Below are 18,052 nucleotides of genomic sequence, written 5' to 3'. Positions count from 1 at the left end.
CATTTACCCACAAGACCAGGAGTTCGTCGTGCTTGACCAGGAACAGATCGAAGCGCCCCAGTTCTCGGAAAGCCGCGAGCAACCACGGTGGCCTGAAACTGCCGAACTCCCAATGCCCCGGATAGCCGTGGTCATGACACCCCTGACGTTCGGTGCAGCCATGATGCGGATGACCCAGGTCCGCAGAAACAAACGGCGCTGAGCCACATTGCGCCCCGACGCAAGTTGAAGGGCTAATTTCAGTTAAAGCACCATCCTTGCCCAGCGATGAGCCAATTTACCTAATCTATTTCACTACCCATCGTTTGTTCTATACCGCTTCTACTGCAAAACCCGAAAGTTCTCGTGGGTTATGACGCGGAAGTTGTCGGAGACCTTGTCGCGGAATTTTGTCCATTCCTGCGGGATGGTTTCACGCATGAATGCAAGGATGGGGATGGGGCGAACCGGGAAGATGGAGCCGATCACAGGTCCTGTCCCCGCCGCGATCGGCTGTCCCGAAGGCAACCGCCATGCCTGAGGTGATCGAAACCACCGTTTGTCGCAGGGACGAACTCTCGCGCGCGGCAATGGATGGGGCCTGCGTCAGACCCCTCCGGCGGCCGGCGACACTGCACCCCCAGGCCCCGTCTGACAACCGAAGCTCACTTTGGCCCGTGTGGAGGATCATTCTGGTATGTGACGTGCGAGCCAGATGGAACGTTGTGTCTCGCCCGCTATCGTCAGGATGGGGCTGCAAGATTGGCAGGCTTGATGCTCGGATCGTCCTTGAGGCCGTGCGTGGCAGCACGTCGGACGCATGGATCAGACAGCATCCGCTTCCAGGTCCCCTAGTCCGGTGTTTCGGGCTTGCGACGCACCGCACGCAGACGGGAACAAGCAATGGGCGCCGGGCCTGGAAACACGGGAATGACGATGGCGCCGGTGATGTCTTTTGCCTCGCGCGTTCTTCAGGATGCTCAAGGGCGGCCATCGTATCTCCGCTACCCTTTTGTCTCATCCCTCACCCTGCGGCCTCGTGCATGGCCTGATCTGGCCGAAGACCGGCTGCGCCTCGCAGGCTTGGGGCGCAACAGCGTCGTCCGAACTTTCTTCCCCTGACGGTGCAGGCACCGTCATTCCTCGCGCGGCAAGAAAGTTCCTCCTGTGCTGTCAGGCCCCCGCCAAGGGGCGGGGGTGCGCCCGCCCGCGTTTTCGGTCTCTCGATCGCCATCGAGGCCGCAATGGTGCGGGGCTCGAAACCACACGAACGGAGACAGGTCATGGCCACCATCGGCACCTTCAAGAAGACCGGCGATCACGAGTTCACCGGTGAGATCGTCACCCTGGGCGTGCAGGCCCGCGGCGTGCGCATCGTCCCCGACCCCGCGCCACGGGCGAGAACGCCCCAAGCCACCGGGTGCAAGTCGGCCGGGCGGAGATAGGGGCCGCATGGACCAAGCGCTCGCCGAGGGCCGCGACTATCTAGGCCTCAAGCTCGACGATCCAAGCTTTACCGCGCCGATCTACGCGAACCTTTTCGCCGACGAGGATGGCGAGACCCACTCGCTGATCTGGTCGCGCCCCGCCCGCCGAGCGGACTGACCCCTATAGCGGGCCAACAAGGGCTTCGGTCGAAAGACCGGGGCCTTCGCCTCTGTCGGTGTGCAGCGGCGCGGCCGCTTGCCCGGCGTTTGTCGGTGGTCGCGATCCAGAACGTCAGAGTGAAAAGGAGAAAACAGACCTGGTCGAAAGGGCTTTCCTGTTCTTTGATCGGGAGCTCTTCTACTCCTGCGCTGCAAGGAACGGGCCTGCGTTCAACTCCAAAAATCGCAGAGAACGAAAGCAGATCATGCTGGATGTTGCCTCAAGAAAGTCTTCTCAGCCAAAGAACTATTGCTTGATGTTTGCACAGACCGTTGCTGTCCTCGAGCAAATTTGTCTGGCACCTCGTGGCAAGACCGGGATCGGGCTCTGGTCCTCTAGACAGGAGCCTGCTCGCAGTCTCCCCCATTCGGGCAACGATCCCTGGCGCAAAGAGGAAGCTGCTCTGTCTCCTTGCAAGTATCTGCCTGCAATCCTGCCTTGCAGGACCGGCCTCAAGGATATACATTCCTGCAGGTATATCATAGGCCATGGAGGCGATCATGCAGGTTGCGAAATGGGGCAACTCTCTGGCGGTGCGTCTGCCTGCGGAGTTGGTGAAGGAACTGGGCCTGAAGGCGGGTGACGAGATCCAGATTACTCGGGCTGAACCTGGGCTTGCTGTTCATCGCTTGCCCTCCACCGACGAGGTGCTGGCCGATCTCGGCCGCTTCCGCGGACGGCTGCCTGCGGCACAAAGGCTGAGCCGCGACGACGCGAATGCCCGGTGACTTTTTCGACAGCAACATCATCCTTTACCTGCTCGACGACAGTGCCAAGGCTGACAAAGCGGCCGCACTGATCGCGCGCGGCGGCACAATCAGCACGCAGGTTCTGAACGAGGTCCTGGTCAACTGTATCCGCAAGGCCGGCATGTCCTGGCAGGAAGCGGGTGACTTCCTGGGTGGGATCCGGGCCGCATGCCGGGTGGCCGACCTGTCCGCCCAAGTTCACGATGTCGGGCGAGCCTTGGGCGAGCGATACGGGTTTTCCGTTTATGATGCGATGATCGTCGCGGCCGCCCTGGTGAGCGGTTGTGAGCGGCTGTACTCAGAGGACATGCACCACAGCCTTCTGGTCGAGGGTCGACTGCGGATCCTCAACCCCTTTCAAGAATAAAGAGGCTTGAAAACCCCGGCATGACGCTCGGCGCTCAAGGACGGAAAAGCCGCATTTCGGCATAACTTACCGAAAGCGGCTTTTGATCAGATCGCGAAATCGTCCAGCGACTTCCCGACCTCCAAGGCCTCGACAATCCAGGACGGCTTTCGTCCGCGACCAGACCAGCTCATCTCCGGGTTTTCCGGATGGCGGTATTTTGGTTCGGCTTTGGCGGGTTTGGCAGGCTGGCTGGCCATCATCTCTTCGAGCGACGAGAAACCTGCGGCTTTGGCAATTTCGGTGGCCTTGGAAACAGCCTCTTTCCGTTGACGGTTCTCGTAACTGGCAATCGCCGCGGACGACTTTTTGTTGATCTCTTTCAGTTGATCGAGCGACAGGGCGTTATAGTCGATGTCCATTGCGGGCGTTCTCCTTATTGCGTGGCGCTTCGATACGCCACGATGCGTTTTTGGGAAAGCTCCCGCTTCTTCTTTTGGCCAATCGCCGATCGCTAATTGCCGGTCGCATAAACGCTCTTGCACGAGTGTCTGACGTCAGCGCCCATGGGACAGATTAGGCAGATTGCGTGATGGAGGGTTTTTGGCTCATCGTAGCCCTTATGGAGCGAAGATGAGCAAGAAACCCATGACGACGAAAGCCGAGGCTGGTTGCGCATCCAATGAACCCGCCATCTTTGGTGAGTTGCGTTGCAGACGCGGCGCGCGGCGGCCCGCAGACCCTTGTGGTCATCGGCGATCACCCGCTTCACGCCGCGCAGGCCGCGGTCGGCTGTCCAGATTTTGTAGATATATTCATAGGGCGTGAGACCACCGAGTGTCTTCAGCCTTCGTGCGAAGTTGTAGGCTGCCATGAAGTCCGCAAGATGCGTGCGCAGTTGCTCGTGGCTGTCGTAATGGAAGTGCTTGACAGTCGGGTCCTTGATTGTGCGGTTCATCCGCTCGATCTGGTCATTGGTCCATGGATGGTTGGGTTTGGTCAGCCTGTGCTCGATCCCGTTCGCTTCGCAGATCATGTCGAAGCGCATTGGCCGGGAATAGATGGTGTTCCTGTTCCGAGGCTGCTCTGCGAACTGAAAGCCGCTATCGGCGAGAATGGTATGGACCCGGTAGGGCACGGCTTCGAGCATATGCTGCAAGAATTCCCAGGCCGTCTTTCTGTCGGCTTTGTCGACAAGTTGGGTCACTGCGAACTTACTCGTGCGGTTGATGCCGACGAATTAATACAGCTTGCCTTCAGCGGTCTGAACCTCGGCAATGTCGATGTGGAAGAACCCTATGGTGTAGCGTTTGAACCTCGACCACTTCGGCTTGTCGCCCTCCACATAGAGGTGGTCCGGGATCTTCGACCAGTTTGCCGCCTCGCTAAGCTCTTGGCATGGGGTTCATGTCAGACAGCGGCTTTCAGGTTCTGGTTGGCGGTATTATAGGCCTCAGCTGGCGTCAGCAACCCATGCGATGAGTGCGGACGTTTTTCGGTGTAATAGCTGATCCAGGCGCCGATCCCCTTGCGGGCCTCGGAGCCGGTCTCGAAGGCGTTCAGGTAGACGCATTCGTATGTGAGGGATCGCCGCAGCCTTTCGATCATCCGGTTGTCAATCCAGCGGCCACGGCCGTTCATGGAGACCTTCACCTTGGCGTCGAGCAGCACATCGGTGAACTCGGTGCTGGTAAATTGCGCGTCCTGATCGCTGTTGAAGATTTCGGGCGTGCCATATCGGGCCAGTGCCTCCTTCAAGGCTTCGACGCAAAAGTTCGCGTCCATGGAGTTCGACAGCCGCCAGCCGAGCATCTTGCAACTGTGCCAGTCCATGATCGCCACCAGGTAAAGAAACCCCCGCCGCATGGGGATGTAGCTGATGCCGGTGCGACCTGCCCTGATTGGGCCGGCTGATGGCCGGGTTCTTGAGCAGATATGGGTAAATCTTGTGCTCAGGATGCTTCTGGCTGGTCCTGGGCTCTTGGTAGATCGGCACAAGGCGCATGAGCTTCATCAGCCGGCGGACCCGATGGCGCCCGCATCCGTGCCCCTCCCGTTGCATATGGCACTCCATGTGCCGTGAGCCATACCATGGCGTCTCCGGGAACTGCCGGTCGATGATGGCCCATGAACTTCAGGTTCTCGGCGCTTTCGCCGCGCGGCTGACAGTCAAAGGCCGGAGCGCGCCAGCGACAGCAGTCTGCATTGCCGCCGGACGCTGAGATCGGGGTGGTCCTGCTTCACCGCTTTTGCCTCCATTGCCGAGAATGAGGCTGGAGGCTGCGGACAAAAAATCGCGTTCCACAACCAACTGGCCGATCTTGGCATGCAGCGTTTCGACCTCACCTGCAGAAATCGCCGGTTCAGCGGCATTCTTGCCGTCAAAGGCCGAGGCCATGTTCTCGATTGCGGTTCTCTTCCAGCTCGTGATCATGGTGGGATGGATGTCGTATGTCTTGGCCAACTCGGCCGTCGTCAGCTCCTCGCGAATGGCTTCCAACGCCACCTTCGCCTTGAACTCGGCCCCATAGCGCTTCCGTTTCGTCATGCGGATCAGTCCTTCGTCAATCGCCAAAGCTTAGCGACTGGTCCGAATTCCTGCGACCACCTCTAACTCCATGGTTCAGGAAAGAAATCCAGTCGCAACTCTGGCGACAGAAGGACTGTGGCAACGATGATGCCCGACATCAGGACCAGGCAGGTCAGCGACAAGGCCCAGACCAACAGCACCCCTAGCCCGTCGCGCATTGCCAAAGCAAGCGCGAGTGCCGTCATGCAGGCTGCAGGAGGGATGTTCCCGAGCGGCACCGGCAGGATCAGGATGATCGACAGGATCAGGCACAGAAGACCCGAAAGCCGGGATGCCCACCCTTGGCTCAGAGCGTGAGCCGGGGCCTCATCAGGCGTTCGCAGCGACGCAGAACAAGCGAGGCGCGGGCCGCGATCGTGGCCACCATCGCGGGCGGTATCCCTCGCTCCATAATGACGCGAGGAAACCAGGGCCGCCGGTCGAGAAGCATCGCCAGGGACAGGTAAAGCATGGGCATCTCCGGGATCATGGATGATCCCGGAGGATTCGGCAGGATGTTGAGGATGCCGAAGATCATCAACAATGCCAAGGTCGCGCGGTCCTGAAACCACGCGATCAGATCGGTCATGGTCAGCCTGTCCAAAGCCCTTCGGGCGGCGAGCCGGTCAATCAGCCGAGACAGGGGCTGCCGACTTCGGTCCTCGTCCTCGGGATCTTTCTCTGACGCCGGGGAGAGTGCAGGCTGACTGCCGTCGCTCATTCCTCGCCGCCGCCATCGTCGTAGCCCGCGTCGTCATAGCCGACCTCGTCGTCCATCGGCTCCTCGATGGGGGCTTCCGCCGCAGCGGCGTCGCCTGCGAACATGCCGCCAATGGTATTGCCCAGCAGGACGCCCCCGGCCACGCCCATGGCTGTTTGGGCAGCACCGGCCATGAAGCCGCCGCCCCCGCCTGCCGGGCGGCCGCTGTTCCAGGGACTGCCGCCCTGCGGAGACTGGCCATAGCCTTGTGGCGCCTGGCTATATCCCTGCCTGGTTTGGCCATAGGCGGCAGACGGAGGGCGATGGGCCATGGGCCGCGGCGCCTGCGGCTGGCCGCCGCCAAAGAGCCGCCCGAGGAGGCCGCCGCCCTGCTGGGGCTGGGGCTGGGGCTGGTGCTGCAGTTTCTGGATGTGGTCTTGTGCCGCGTTCAGCGCCTGTTCCTGCACCATCACCGTCTGGGCCATGTAATAGGCCGCGCCGGGGTTGCGGGCGATCAGATCACTGATCAGCGCCTCGGCCTCGGGGTCGCGATGAGGCTGGGCTTGGGCGGCCTGGCCGAGCTTGCCAAACAGCCCCTCGATGGCTTGCCTGTCGTTATGGTCCATGACGTCTTCTCCTTCTTGTCTGAAAAGCGGTCGCTGCCTGCTCACAGGGCGGCATTTGCGTGCCCTGCGGTTGAGCCCCGGGTCGTTTGACACTGGGCCTTTCGACGAGCCTCCCTTGGCCAGGGGAGCGGTTGAGAACGGTGACGGCATCGAAGTCATCAAAGCGCAAACGTGTTCATTTCGGACGTCCTTGAGGGCCCGCGTGCAACCGCTGGCCGCACTCCCCGCCCTGGTATTCTGCAGCGAACATGAATGGCCGGTTCCGGGAAGCTGCAGTGCAGCCCGTTACCTGCTCTGACCGGCAGCAATGGGCCAGTAGTGACTTATAGAAGAGCCCCATCCTGTGCCACCGTCTCACGCACCATGCTGAGGAATGCCGTGAAGCCTGCGGAGGGGTTTCGCCTGCTGGGATAATACAGGCTGAAGCCTGGACGCGGCGGGGTCCACTCCTCCAATAGGCGAAGCAGACGGCCTGACGCGATATCCTTGGTCACGTCTTGCTCGATGAAAAAGCCAATGCCGGCGCCGTCCAGGACAGCGGCGCGGGCGATGGCGGCCTCGTCTAAGGTCAGGCGGCCCTGTGCCTCGACCTGCACGACCTCGCCGTTCCGCTCGAAATGCCAGCGAAACAGCGCACCATTCGGCAGGCGCACGCGAAGGCAATCGTGCAGCGGCAGGTCAGCAGGCGTTTGCGGGGCGCCATGGGCCGCAATCCAGTTCGGCGAGGCCACGACCGCGTAGCGTTGCGGCCGCCCCAAGGGCAGCGCGATCATATCCTGCGGCACCAGATCGGCCGGTCGGAGCCCCAGATCGAAACCCTCGGCCACAATGTCGACCAAGCGACCTTCGGTCACCAGGTCGACCTGCATCTGCGGAAAACGCCTGAGGAAGGCCAGCACCAGCGGCGCAATCTCGCGTCCTCCTTGGACTGAAGCATTGATGCGCAGCAGGCCCGATGGCGTCTGCCGCTGTGATTGGACGCTCTCCATCGCGCCGCGGATCTCGGCCATCGCAGGGGCGATGCGCTCGACAAAGTCACGCCCGGCGCCGGTTAGCGACACGCTGCGAGTCGTGCGATTGAAGAGCCTGACGCCCAGCACGGCCTCCAGGCGCGCAATGGTATGGGACAGTGCCGTGGTGGACATGCCCAGATCGAGGGCCGCAGCCCGGAACGATCCGCGCCGCGCGATGGCCAGCACGGCCTCCAGCCCCTTCAGCCCCGCCTCCATGACCGTCCCGATCCTATCATCACCGGATCCCGGTTTATCCTGATTATCCGGATCAGCGTCCAGCTTTATGTTCGTCAGGACTGCGAACAGAAAGGATGTCCCATGCAACTCCCCGCCTCGATCCACACCTATTTTACGGCACATGCGCCAGAGGACAGCGAGGCCTTTGCAGTAGCCTTTGCTCCCGATGCCATCGTTCGTGACGAGGGCCTAAACCACCGCGGTCCACAGGAGATCCGCGACTGGTGGCTGGCTGCCAAAGCCCGGTATCACCATCATGCTGAACTCCTCGACGTTGCCGAGCATGCAGGCAGGAGGTTGGTCCGGGCGCGGGTGAGTGGCGATTTCCCCGGCAGCCCGGCCGTGCTGACCTTCGCCTTCAGTCTAGCGGGCGAGCGGATTACCGCCTTGGAGATCGGCTGATGTCTGGCTTCCTGATCTTAGTCGGCAAGCGCCCCCTGATCACCGGGGGCACGCAGGGCGCGGGCGCGGCCACCGTGGCGCTGTTCCGCGAGCTTGGCGCGCAGGTCCTGACCACGGCCCGTAAGCCGACCAATGTGCCCGCCGACCTGTTCGTCGCCGCCGACCTGACCACCCTCAGGGGGGGCGAGACGGTCGCCGACGCGGTCCGGACCCCGATGAACGGCGTCGACATCATCGTCCATATGCTGGGCGGATCCTCCGCCCCTGGCGGCGGCTTCATGGCCTTGGACGAGGCGGCATGGCAGGCGGAGTTGGACCTGAACCTCATGCCTGCAGTGCGCCTCGATCGTCTGCTGGTACCCGGCATGATAGCGCAAGGCGCGGGCGTTGTCGTCCACGTGACCTCGATCCAACGTCTGCTGCCATTGCCGGAGGCAACCACCGCCTATGCCGCTGCGAAAGCTGCACTGTCGGTCTATAGCAAAAGCCTCTCGAAAGAAGTGTCATCCCAGGGTGTGCGCGTGGTTCGTGTTGCTCCGGGCTGGATCGACACCGATGCCTCGGTCAGGCGGGTCGAGCGCGTGGCGGCGGAGGCAGGCACCGGCTTTCCCGGAGGCCGGCGGATCATCATGGACAGCTTGGGCAGCATCCCGATCGGCCGTCCTTCGTCGCCGGCCGAGATTGCAAGCCTGATTGCCTTTCTCGCCTCCGACCGCGCGGCCAGCATCACCGGAACCGAATATGTCATCGACGGCGGAACGGTGCCGACGGCGTAAGCCCTTGCGGGGATGAACGGCTGACTGGCGGAGTTGCTCAGGAATGAATTGCTCGCGCATATTTTGCTGCGGAGGTGTGTTGCGAGGAAGGTCTGCACCGTAGGACGGGACCTGCTGACTTGCCGCTGCGTGCGGCTTTGCGATGCACCAGATCGCCCAAAACGCTGGCGTCGACAGTGCCGTTGTAGCGGGCAAGGTGCGTGAATAGAATCATAAGGCCTTTGGCTTCAACGCCCAGACCGAAGAATATGGCGACATATTCAAGTTCGGCGTCAGCGACCCGGCCAAGGTTGTCCACACCGCGTTGGAAGACGCCGCCTCGGTGCCCGGCCTGCTGATTACCACCGAAGCTATAATCGTCGAATAGCCTGATGGGTTAGGCTGGCCGCCGCATGCCAAACATGGGCGGCATGATGTACTCACCCTCTGCCCCGCGGCAGAAACGGAAAAGGGTGCTAAATGGCGCCCTTTTTTGTTTGTCGCTTGTCCCTCAAGCCACCAAGACCCTGCATTTCGTCTTTCTGATTGCCATCCAATCCTGCGCCTGCCTTCGGACAGCCTTTAACGCCGTGTTCAGAATTGCCCGGTATCAACGGCACGCGCCAAGACCGTGGGGGAATTCATGATTCGTAATGTCGCAGCCACAAGCTGGTTCATTGTCCTGCTGGCCCATTCCGCGCAGGCTTGCAGTCCGAATCCGAACAGCACGTTCTGTGCCGATGGCTGGGTGGCGCAGCCGATGGGCAGGGTACACGCCGATCGCCCTCAAGCCCTGGAACAAGCAGGTGACTGGGTCCACGGCGGCAGCGAAGAAAAAAATCTGCTGCCTGAGAGCGAAATCTATGTTGAAGGTGCCGTCACCCTCGACGATCCGCCTGCCGATTTTGAGGAGCCCTTGTAACGGTTGTCCGTCGTCGAATGATTTGGAACAGGCGGCCTGATGTTGGTCTGGAGGGCTTTGGCTCTGTGGGTTGAGGTTATGCTGCGTGGCGCTGATGGTTCAAGCGCCGGTTCTGGATGGTCAGTTTTCCGGGTGAGTTTGCCCGGAATGGTCGTGCTCGGAATGATCAGCATGATCATGGACCGAGGCCTCGGCCACCTCTTGCGCTTGGCCCAGCAACTCGGTCTGGCCCGACAAGTAATGGATCAGGTCTTCGACGTCGGTGTCGTTGAGCTGGAGATTCGGCATGCGAACAGCCGGAAAGGCGTTATCGAGTGCCACCGCCACGGCATCTCCTTGCGCAAGCAGCCGGTTGGGCGCGAGCAGATAGGCCTTCAGCCATTCCCTGTCTCGGCGCAATGTCACACCGGATAGATCCGGTCCGACACGTATGCCTTCACCAATGGTGTGGCATGCCGCGCAGGCGGCGAGAAACAGCCCTTCTCCATGGGTGTCCTTGATGACCAGTTGCTCCTGAGGGATGGCTGACATGGTGGCCGCCGGAGGAGGGCGCGACCACGCCGGATCCAGCGAAAGAATCTCCTCGGTCAGGACGACAAGGCTGCCCATGAGCGACGCACGGCGCCATTCTCCGGTCGCCGCATTGCCGATGACCATGTCGGAGCGATGCTGGGCCAGGCTTTCGCTGCGCTCTCCCATCTTGAAGCGGACGATGTCCACATCCTCGGGGCTGCCCGTCAGGAACATCCACCCGTCAGGCGCGTCGAAAGCATCCGCATAATCCCTGAGCCGCTGTGGCGTGTCGGTTTCGGGGTCGAGCGAGATCGAATAAATGAAGATGTCCTTGCCGATCCTTTCGCCCAGCCAATCGACAACCTGAGCCATCCGCGCGCTTGATAAGCCGCAAATGTCCGGGCATTCGGTATAGACGAAGTTCACGACCACGATCTTGTTGCGCAGGAGGTCGTCCCAGAAGCGAAGCGGCACGCCATCCTGGTTTACCAGTTCAACATTCGGAAAGTAGGACTCGTCCCATTCCGCAGTGGCAGGGCCGATTGTGGTCGCCGACAGTGCCGCGGCAGCGACCAAGGCAAGCAGACAGCGCCGCATCTGCCCTATGTGGCCCCATGCAGCGCGATATGTGTTGGACATGATCTACTCTTTCGACAGGCCAGCGATGAAAACGCCGCAGGTTGTTGTCCAGTGGCAGAAAGGATCCGGATGACCGCCCAAAACGGGCAGCCATCTAGGGTTCTTGTCGGGCGCCATCAAGGACACGCCCTTGCGGACCTAGATCCGGCCGCTTGGAAACGGCCTGAAGGATCTGGCGAACGGGTTTCCTTCCGGCAGGATCTCCGGCGTCACATAGGTGACCCCGTTCGGCGATGGACTAGGCGTTGGGATGACCGACCGGTGGGTCTGGGAAACCTTGTCGTTCTTCTGGTCCGTCAGGATGTCATAGCGCATCACCATCGCCCAATCCTCATGGACGGTGTTGTGGCAGTGCGTCACATAGGCGCCACCGAACTCGCCAAATCTCACCTGGATCTTAAGCTTGCCGTTCACGCCAAGCCGCCAGACATCCTTGCGCGAGTTCCGTTCCAAGGCAGTCAGAGCCTTGCTGCCCCGGCTGATGGTGCGGCCTTCCTCGAAATGAAGGTGCATCGGGTGGTCCCAGCCGCCGCCGCCATTGATGATGGTCCAGTGCTCCACCTCTCCGGGACGGGGGATCAGCATCGAAATCCGGTTGGCGTTCAGGAAATGGTTCGATTCGCCATTGATCTTTAGCGTATAGCCGAACCGTTCCTTTTCGCCGCAATCGGGGAAGCACTCGCCTGTCAGCTTGTCGAGTTCTCCGTCCGCGCCCTTGAACTCGATGACACGCTCGCGCACCGGCTGCTCGATCGGAATGACATCCGTCAGCTTTGGTGGAATGACACTGCGGTCGATATCGCCCGCCTTGTGTATCTTGCCAGGCGCATCCACGCTTTCGACCTGCCCCACGACGCGGAATTGCATCACGTCCCCGATCGCGGGATCGTTGGATTTGCGCGCAAGCGTATCGGCAAGGCTAAGCTGCTCCTTGGCCCTGTTGCCATCCTCGTGTTCCAGCATATTCACCAGACGCAGCCGGCTTGTAATCGGAAATGCCGAGAAATCCACGATGACATCAAAACGCTCGCCAACGCTCTGCCAGTCGAGCGATGTCACGGTAACCGGCGCGGGAAGGAAGTTTCCATCCGTTGCGATCACGGTCATCGGCACGGCCTTGCCCATGCTGTTGACCAACGCGAACTTCCAGAACCGCGACATGCTGGCGGCAAGGATCCGGAACCGGTATTTCCGGGGCAGGACCTCGAAGAACGGCTTGTAAGTGAAGTTCACCAGAACCTGGTCGGCGATGAAGCCGATGGTGTTGAAGATGTCGAACTGGTATTGCCCGTCCTGATCAAGTGCGGCGTCCGACACGATCAAGTTCACATCGAAGTCGATGTTGCCCCAATCCAGTTCCGTACCGCTTGGCAATCTCAGGTTGACACCGTCGTCGATCGCCTCGTTCCCGCGATCCGGCCCGCTATAGTAATTCAGCGCGCCCAGATGTCCTTTGTAAACATTCTCGGCCGTGTAGAAGAAGCGGTGGTCATGGAACCACATCGACCCCTGCAACTCGCGATAATCGCCCGCCACATTCCAGAGACCGCCCTTGCCGTCCGGTCCAGACGCCTTGCTGTTCATCGCCGAGGTATTGGTCATGTCGGCGCGGGCCAGACAGGTTGTCCAATGATAATCATAGAACTGGCCAGGATAATGATGAGCATTCGATGCTCCGTCGCTGCCAGAACCATTATGTCCATTATGATTGTGGGTTGCCTGGCTGTTCGATCCGAAGCCGCCATTTTCCCTCGGATTCAATGGAAGCATGTTATAGCTTCGGACTATCGCAGGCTCTCCATAGCGCATCTTTATGAGCGGCGGTGGCATTGTCGATTTTCCAGTCCGCCCCTCACCAAAGCCCCAGACCTTGTTTTCCTCCTGCTCGGGGAAGTTGTCATGGAACGAGATGTTACTCTCAACTGGAGCAAGCGACATTATATATGCAACTTCAGGAAGAAACTCATTCCAACGCTGGTGCGCGAAATACTCTCCTGGCGGGCGGCCTTCCTGAGGACCGTAGTCGTTCCAGGGATTGGTGTACATTTCACCCTTACTTTGCGTAAATTCAGTATGATATGACAGCCTACGGGCCGGCAATTCACCGCCGGAAGGAAAATCCAGAACCGTTTCCCCGTTTTCCAATCTTCGTGTCAGCGGCAATGGGGTTTGCAAGTTCAGCCGCCTGAATGGCTGCGTAAAAGGCTTGGCCCCGAACAGAGGGCTTCGGGGAATGCCCGTAGGCAAGGTTGCGGCATAGACGCTGGGTGCATAAGGGCTTAGACCGTTGATACAGGCGAGCGCGCCGCCTGCCGTGAAGATGCCCCACTTGAACAATTCTCTTCTGGACACTTGGCCAGTCGAGAGGGCCTGAACAATCTCCAGCCTATTCCGTCGGGCAGCTTCTGCCTCGCGTATTCTGGCACGAGATGCATCTTCAGGTAGAAAAGACATAACAACCTCCACCAATTTGTCACGAAGCACCACTATCCCAAGCCAGCAGCTTGATGCGGTCAGCGCGTTTGGAACGGAAGACAAAGACCGCCCCACAGAACGGATCCAGCCCGAACATCTCCTGGACTGCCAGGGCCAGGCCGTCGATACCCTTGCGGTTATGTAGTGCACTACATAAGCGCAACTATGCGGCTTTCATAATTATGCGGAGTTGGCCTTGCTGATCGATAGATTAGGGTATTTTTACCGATACCTCGGTAGCCAGAGAGTAGGCTTCCGCTCCGCATAACTATGCTCCCTCGCGATGGTTCATCATCGTGAGGAGAGCAAGATGGATGCCAATAGTCGTAATCACTGGATCCTCGATCCGGGACCGTTGTCGTCGTGGATCGATCAGTTCGCGGCCGACCTTGCCGCTCAGAGATATACGCCGCTGACGATTGAAGGCTACACGGCCTCGGCGCGTCATTTTGCGGCTTGGCTTGGTAGCGCAGGTATCGCGATCGATGACATTGGTGACGATGTCGTTCGTCGCTTTGCCGAACATCGGTGTCGATGTCCTGGTGGGCGGCGATGGCTGCGGATTTCCTCAAAATATTCGCGCCGAGCCGGCCGGTTCGTTGTTTTCCTGCAAAGGAAAGGTGTCGCGCACCCATCCGTGAAGGTCGCCTCGACCTATCCTCTGCTTGACGATTATCGGAACTGGTTGCGCGTCCACCGGGGGCTGTCGGAACGGACGATCGCCCGCCATCTTTGCCACCTGCATAAGTTGTTGTCGGAACTTGGCACGGCGACCCACGACTATGATGCCGCCCTAGTCCGCAATGTTGTCCGCGAGTGGCGCGAGCGAACCGGGCCGGCGAACCTGCGGACCATAACGAGCACCTTGCGCAGCTATCTTCGTTTCCTCGCGGGTGCCGGCCTCTGTCGCCCCAACCTTGATCACGCCATCCCGCCGGTCGTGCAATGGCGCCTTTCGTCTTTGCCACGGTATCTTGCTGCCGCCGATCTCGAACGCGTCGTTGCATCCTGCGATCAACTTACCAGGGGGCGCCTACGGGACCGTGCGATCCTGCTCCTGCTCGCACGTCTGGGGCTGCGGGCCGGGGATGTCGCTGGACTCAGACTCAGCGATCTCGATTGGACGTCTGGCATGCTGCGCTTGAGTGGCAAAGCGCGCCGGCAGGTTCGGCTGCCGCTCCCGCAGGACGTCGGCGATGCGATCCTCGCCTACATCGAGCAGGAACGGCCGCGCGTGGATCAAGAGGCGGTCTTTCTCATGATGGTCGCACCCTACCGATCATTCTCGCAGTCCAGCCACATCTCTACGATCGTAGCACTAGCGCTGAAGCGGGCGGGCATTTCCGATGCTCCATCGACCGGAGCCAGCCTGCTGCGTCACTCTGCGGCGACCTCGATGCTGCGCTCGGGCGCCACGCTCGAGGCTGTCGGCACGGTGCTGCGTCATCGTTCGCTCGATATGACCGCGCATTACGCCAAGGTCGACATTGCGATGCTGGAACAGATTGCCCAGCCCTGGCCGGGGGAGCTGGCATGCTGAGTCAACTCCTTGCCGATCATGCAGCGCTGCACCGTGCACTGGGATTCAAGTTCCGGACCCCGGGCATCCTGCTGCGCAACTTTGTCGCCTTCGCCGAGCATCGCGGTGAGCGTGTCGTCACGACGGCGACCGTGCGCGAGTGGGCACTGCAGGCACCATCGCCCGAGCAACGACGCAACCGTCTGCTGACGGTGCGCCGCTTCGCGGTCGCGCTGCATGCCGAAGATCCGCGCCATGAGGTGCCCTCGGCTGACCTCTTCGGCCGCGCCACTCACCGGCGCCGCACACCCTATATCTACGATCCCAGAGACATCCGACGGCTGATCGATGCCGCGCATCACATTGGTCCCGACGGTTCGATCCGACCGATCACCTACGCCACGATGTTCGGGCTGATCGCGGCGACCGGCATGCGCGTTTCGGAGGCGCTTGCCATTCGGCTGCCGGACGTGACCGACGATGGGCTGATCATTGCCCAGACCAAGTTCAAAAAGAGCCGGTTGCTGCCGCTCCATTCAACGACCCGGCGCGCCTTGGACGGATACCTCGCCACTCGCCTGAAGGCCTCGAGCCAGAGCGATGCACTCTTCATTTCGCATCAGGGAACGCCGCCCGCCTATCCGACAGTGATAACTGTCTTCCTGCAAATCATTCGATCGATCGGCTTGCGCGGCGCTCCAGGATCACAAGGACCACGGATCCACGATCTTCGTCACACATTCGCCGTTCGCTCTCTCGAACGCTGTGCGCACGATGCCCAGGCGGTAGCCCGGCATATCACCGCCCTGAGCACCTATCTGGGGCACGCCCATGTGACCGATACTTACTGGTATCTTGAGGCGACGCCCGAGCTGATGGCGCACATGGCGGCGGCCGGCGAGGCCTTGCATCAGGGAGTGCCGGCATGACCCAGCTCGCCCCGCATCTCACCGCGTTCCTTCGCGAACACCTTCCCCGCGAACGACGCGCCAGTGTGCATACCTGCGATGCCTATGCCTATAGCTTCCAGCTGCTGGTGACGTTCGCCGCGCGACGATCGCGCAAGAGGCCTTGCCTGCTGCAGATTGAGGATCTCGACGTGCCGATGATCCTTGCCTTTCTCGAACATGTCGAGGAGGCGCGCGGCAACAAGGCCCGTTCGCGCAACGCAAGGCTGGCGGCCGTGAAGTCCTTCTTCCGCTATCTCGAGCACCGCGTCCCCGCGGTTCTCGATCAGGCCCTTCGGGTGCACGCCATTCCAATGAAGAAGGTCGACGAGGCGCTGATCGCTTCCCTTTCGCGCGCCGAAGTTCAAGCGCTGCTCGACGCACCGGACCGGCGGACACCATCGGGCATTCGCGATCGGGCCATGCTGCATCTCGCCTTCGCCGGCGGGCTGCGCGTTTCCGAACTGGTGGGTCTCGCCCTCGACCAGTTCGATGGACGGTCGCCGGCCAGCATCCATATTATCGGGAAGGGACGGCGGGAGCGCGTGCTGCCACTCTGGCAGGAGACCGCCGGCGCAATCCGGGCCTGGGTCGCGGTCAGACCCAAGGATGGCGACACCGCGCTCTTCCTCAACAAGGCCGGCCGGGCGATGACGCGCGCCGGCTTCGAATATATCCTGGCAAAGCACACCGCGGTAGCTGCGAAGGTCGCGCCCTCGCTTACCGCCAAGCCAATATCGCCTCATGTTCTGCGGCATAGCTGCGCGATGCACATGCTTCAGGCCACCCGGGATATCCGCAAGGTAGCACTGTGGCTTGGTCATGCCACTCTCCAGAGCACTGAGATCTACTTGCGCGCTGACCCGGCCGAAAAACTCGAGATGCTCGACGCTTTGGCGCCGCTCGGCATCAAGCCAGGCAAATTCCGCCCGCCGGACAAATTGATCGCAATGCTCGCTGCGCGATAGCCTAGTTATGTGGAGTCGACAGATGTCGTGAGACCCGGAAATGCGCACGTCAACGTCCTCGACTCCGCATAATCATGATCCCCGCATAGTTGCGGTTATGTAGTGCACTACATAAGCGCAAGGGTATCGACGGCCTGGCCCTGGCAGTCCAGGAGATGTTCGGGCTGGATCCGTTCTGTGGGGCGGTCTTTGTCTTCCGTTCCAAACGCGCTGACCGCATCAAGCTGCTGGCTTGGGATGCCATTTGGCAATCTTGCGACGTTCTTCAAAGCTCAGGTGCTGGTAGTGGGAAGCCATTCGTCAACCTCAATGCAAATACCTGTATTACTTTGGCATTTGCACTTCGTTTGTGAATCCACCCCGGCTATACCTCCTGGGCTAATAATCGATGTTATGGAGCATAATCCATTAGTTCGCCGGAGGGTTCCTTTGACCGCTCATGTCATTTCACTCTTTTGATGCGGTTGCGGGTGCAGTATCTTCATGCGGTAGCAAGGAGCAAATGCATGCCTGTAGCTTCCCGGCGTAAAACCTCGTTGTCCCTTGATGCCGCCGCACTCGAGGCCGCTCGGGATTTAGGGATCAATGTCTCGGCAGTCGCCGACACAGCCCTTAGGCGCGCTGTCGCTGATGTCCGTCGCCGCCAGTGGCTTGATGACAACGCCGATGCCTTTACGGCGCAGGCTGACTGGCATGATCGCAACGGTCATCCATTGGCCGACATCATGACATCGCCCGGGCTTGCATCGTGGAAAAGCTGAGCCGCTTCGACATAGCTGAACATGGTGGTGTCCTGATGGTGGTTGTCGAAAGCGACCTCCTGCCGCCTGATCCCGCGATCGTCGTCATTCCGCTTCTTGCCGACTATCCTGCCGTCAGGCAACTGAACCCCGTCATCCGACATGAGGATCAGGATTTCGTCCTGGCCACCCGGCTGATCGCGGCGGTGCGCCGATCCAGACTGCGTCGCATCGGGAATGTCGCCCGGCATGGCGATGACATCACCCGCGCCGTGGATGTCCTGATGGGCGGCGTGTAGCGACGGT

Annotated in this window: 20 protein-coding genes and 5 pseudogenes; 14 read left to right on the top strand and 11 right to left on the bottom strand. The window is 60.7% G+C overall.

Features of this window, described 5'->3' with window-relative positions; all coding sequences use genetic code 11:
- Positions 1 to 321: 321 nt before the first annotated feature.
- The gene (locus tag Q5701_RS22360; RefSeq protein WP_306753103.1) at positions 322 to 468 is read right to left on the bottom strand and encodes a hypothetical protein; all 147 of its coding nucleotides are present in this window, start codon (positions 466 to 468) and stop codon (positions 322 to 324) included.
- Between the two features lie 794 nt (positions 469 to 1,262).
- On the opposite strand from Q5701_RS22360, the gene Q5701_RS23170 reads away from it, so the two are divergent.
- From Q5701_RS23170 to Q5701_RS22345, 4 genes and pseudogenes are all read left to right on the top strand, one after another.
- The gene (locus Q5701_RS23170) at positions 1,263 to 1,424 is read left to right on the top strand and encodes a hypothetical protein (protein WP_507185105.1); all 162 of its coding nucleotides are present in this window, start codon (positions 1,263 to 1,265) and stop codon (positions 1,422 to 1,424) included.
- Positions 1,400 to 1,584, top strand: a pseudogene (locus tag Q5701_RS23165) (DUF736 domain-containing protein). The gene Q5701_RS23170 and the pseudogene Q5701_RS23165 overlap by 25 nt, the downstream one beginning before the upstream one ends.
- Before the next feature lie 542 nt (positions 1,585 to 2,126).
- Complete coding sequence (locus Q5701_RS22350) at positions 2,127 to 2,354, top strand: AbrB/MazE/SpoVT family DNA-binding domain-containing protein (protein ID WP_306755472.1); 228 nt, start codon at positions 2,127 to 2,129, stop codon at positions 2,352 to 2,354.
- Positions 2,344 to 2,742, top strand: a complete 399-nt coding sequence (locus Q5701_RS22345; protein WP_306753102.1) for a PIN domain-containing protein — start codon at positions 2,344 to 2,346, stop codon at positions 2,740 to 2,742. Before Q5701_RS22350 ends, Q5701_RS22345 begins: the two co-directional genes overlap by 11 nt.
- 86 nt (positions 2,743 to 2,828) lie before the next feature.
- Here the strand turns inward: Q5701_RS22345 and Q5701_RS22340 are convergent, their stop codons facing one another.
- From Q5701_RS22340 to Q5701_RS22310, 7 genes and pseudogenes are all read right to left on the bottom strand, one after another.
- Entirely contained in the window at positions 2,829 to 3,143 is a 315-nt protein-coding gene (locus Q5701_RS22340; RefSeq protein ID WP_306753101.1) for an H-NS histone family protein, read from the bottom strand.
- A gap of 92 nt (positions 3,144 to 3,235) precedes the next feature.
- On the bottom strand, positions 3,236 to 3,502 hold the full coding sequence (locus Q5701_RS22335; protein ID WP_373568671.1) for a transposase: 267 nt from the start codon (positions 3,500 to 3,502) through the stop codon (positions 3,236 to 3,238).
- A 15-nt stretch (positions 3,503 to 3,517) separates the two neighbouring features.
- A pseudogene (locus Q5701_RS22330) lies at positions 3,518 to 4,090 on the bottom strand (integrase core domain-containing protein); the annotation flags it as partial.
- Positions 4,091 to 4,131: 41 nt separating this feature from the next.
- Positions 4,132 to 5,269: pseudogene (locus Q5701_RS22325) on the bottom strand (IS3 family transposase).
- 62 nt (positions 5,270 to 5,331) lie between these two features.
- Positions 5,332 to 5,879 (bottom strand): annotated as a pseudogene (locus Q5701_RS22320) (exopolysaccharide biosynthesis protein).
- 128 nt (positions 5,880 to 6,007) lie between these two features.
- Entirely contained in the window at positions 6,008 to 6,616 is a 609-nt protein-coding gene (locus tag Q5701_RS22315) for a DUF2076 domain-containing protein (RefSeq protein WP_306753100.1), read from the bottom strand.
- Positions 6,617 to 6,939: 323 nt separating this feature from the next.
- Positions 6,940 to 7,845, bottom strand: a complete 906-nt coding sequence (locus tag Q5701_RS22310; RefSeq protein WP_306753099.1) for a LysR substrate-binding domain-containing protein — start codon at positions 7,843 to 7,845, stop codon at positions 6,940 to 6,942.
- A gap of 102 nt (positions 7,846 to 7,947) precedes the next feature.
- Here Q5701_RS22310 and Q5701_RS22305 point away from each other — a divergent pair, with 102 nt between their 5' ends.
- The 4 genes and pseudogenes from Q5701_RS22305 (at position 7,948) to Q5701_RS22290 (ending at position 9,945) form a co-directional block, all read left to right on the top strand.
- The gene (locus tag Q5701_RS22305) at positions 7,948 to 8,268 is read left to right on the top strand and encodes a nuclear transport factor 2 family protein (protein ID WP_306753098.1); all 321 of its coding nucleotides are present in this window, start codon (positions 7,948 to 7,950) and stop codon (positions 8,266 to 8,268) included.
- On the top strand, positions 8,268 to 9,044 hold the full coding sequence (locus Q5701_RS22300; protein ID WP_306753097.1) for an SDR family oxidoreductase: 777 nt from the start codon (positions 8,268 to 8,270) through the stop codon (positions 9,042 to 9,044). Before Q5701_RS22305 ends, Q5701_RS22300 begins: the two co-directional genes overlap by 1 nt.
- Positions 9,045 to 9,186: 142 nt before the next feature.
- Positions 9,187 to 9,408, top strand: a pseudogene (locus tag Q5701_RS22295) (TCP-1/cpn60 chaperonin family protein); the annotation flags it as partial.
- Between the two features lie 258 nt (positions 9,409 to 9,666).
- On the top strand, positions 9,667 to 9,945 hold the full coding sequence (locus Q5701_RS22290; RefSeq protein ID WP_306753096.1) for a hypothetical protein: 279 nt from the start codon (positions 9,667 to 9,669) through the stop codon (positions 9,943 to 9,945).
- A gap of 120 nt (positions 9,946 to 10,065) precedes the next feature.
- Here the strand turns inward: Q5701_RS22290 and Q5701_RS22285 are convergent, their stop codons facing one another.
- The 3 genes from Q5701_RS22285 to tnpB (Q5701_RS23040) form a co-directional block, all read right to left on the bottom strand.
- Positions 10,066 to 11,034, bottom strand: coding sequence for an SCO family protein (locus Q5701_RS22285; RefSeq protein ID WP_306753095.1), 969 nt, complete (start codon positions 11,032 to 11,034; stop codon positions 10,066 to 10,068).
- Between the two features lie 201 nt (positions 11,035 to 11,235).
- Positions 11,236 to 13,449: a multicopper oxidase family protein gene (locus Q5701_RS22280; protein ID WP_306753094.1), complete on the bottom strand. Its 2,214-nt coding sequence runs from the start codon at positions 13,447 to 13,449 to the stop codon at positions 11,236 to 11,238.
- A gap of 121 nt (positions 13,450 to 13,570) precedes the next feature.
- Entirely contained in the window at positions 13,571 to 13,735 is a 165-nt protein-coding gene (tnpB, locus tag Q5701_RS23040; protein WP_373568591.1) for an IS66 family insertion sequence element accessory protein TnpB, read from the bottom strand.
- 147 nt (positions 13,736 to 13,882) lie between these two features.
- Between tnpB (Q5701_RS23040) and Q5701_RS22275 the strand changes: the two genes are divergently transcribed.
- The 6 genes from Q5701_RS22275 to Q5701_RS22250 all read left to right on the top strand — a co-directional run bounded on the left by Q5701_RS22275 (position 13,883) and on the right by Q5701_RS22250 (position 18,045).
- The gene (locus Q5701_RS22275; RefSeq protein WP_306753093.1) at positions 13,883 to 15,112 is read left to right on the top strand and encodes a tyrosine-type recombinase/integrase; all 1,230 of its coding nucleotides are present in this window, start codon (positions 13,883 to 13,885) and stop codon (positions 15,110 to 15,112) included.
- Positions 15,106 to 16,020: a tyrosine-type recombinase/integrase gene (locus Q5701_RS22270; protein WP_306753092.1), complete on the top strand. Its 915-nt coding sequence runs from the start codon at positions 15,106 to 15,108 to the stop codon at positions 16,018 to 16,020. Before Q5701_RS22275 ends, Q5701_RS22270 begins: the two co-directional genes overlap by 7 nt.
- Positions 16,017 to 17,006 carry a tyrosine-type recombinase/integrase gene (locus Q5701_RS22265; RefSeq protein WP_306753091.1) on the top strand — a complete coding sequence of 330 codons (990 nt, stop codon included), beginning with the start codon at positions 16,017 to 16,019 and terminating at the stop codon, positions 17,004 to 17,006. Before Q5701_RS22270 ends, Q5701_RS22265 begins: the two co-directional genes overlap by 4 nt.
- 89 nt (positions 17,007 to 17,095) lie before the next feature.
- Complete coding sequence (gene tnpB / locus Q5701_RS22260) at positions 17,096 to 17,359, top strand: IS66 family insertion sequence element accessory protein TnpB (RefSeq protein ID WP_306753090.1); 264 nt, start codon at positions 17,096 to 17,098, stop codon at positions 17,357 to 17,359.
- Between the two features lie 153 nt (positions 17,360 to 17,512).
- On the top strand, positions 17,513 to 17,767 hold the full coding sequence (locus Q5701_RS22255) for a type II toxin-antitoxin system CcdA family antitoxin (protein WP_306753089.1): 255 nt from the start codon (positions 17,513 to 17,515) through the stop codon (positions 17,765 to 17,767).
- Positions 17,755 to 18,045, top strand: coding sequence for a CcdB family protein (locus Q5701_RS22250; protein ID WP_306753088.1), 291 nt, complete (start codon positions 17,755 to 17,757; stop codon positions 18,043 to 18,045). Before Q5701_RS22255 ends, Q5701_RS22250 begins: the two co-directional genes overlap by 13 nt.
- The last annotated feature ends 7 nt before the right edge of the window (positions 18,046 to 18,052 follow it).

The sequence above is a fragment of the Paracoccus actinidiae genome, from assembly GCF_030863885.1.
In the GTDB taxonomy this organism is placed as follows: domain Bacteria; phylum Pseudomonadota; class Alphaproteobacteria; order Rhodobacterales; family Rhodobacteraceae; genus Paracoccus; species Paracoccus everestensis.
The sequence above is the reverse complement of the archived record's forward strand: the minus strand, read 5'-3'. Positions and strand labels throughout refer to the sequence as shown.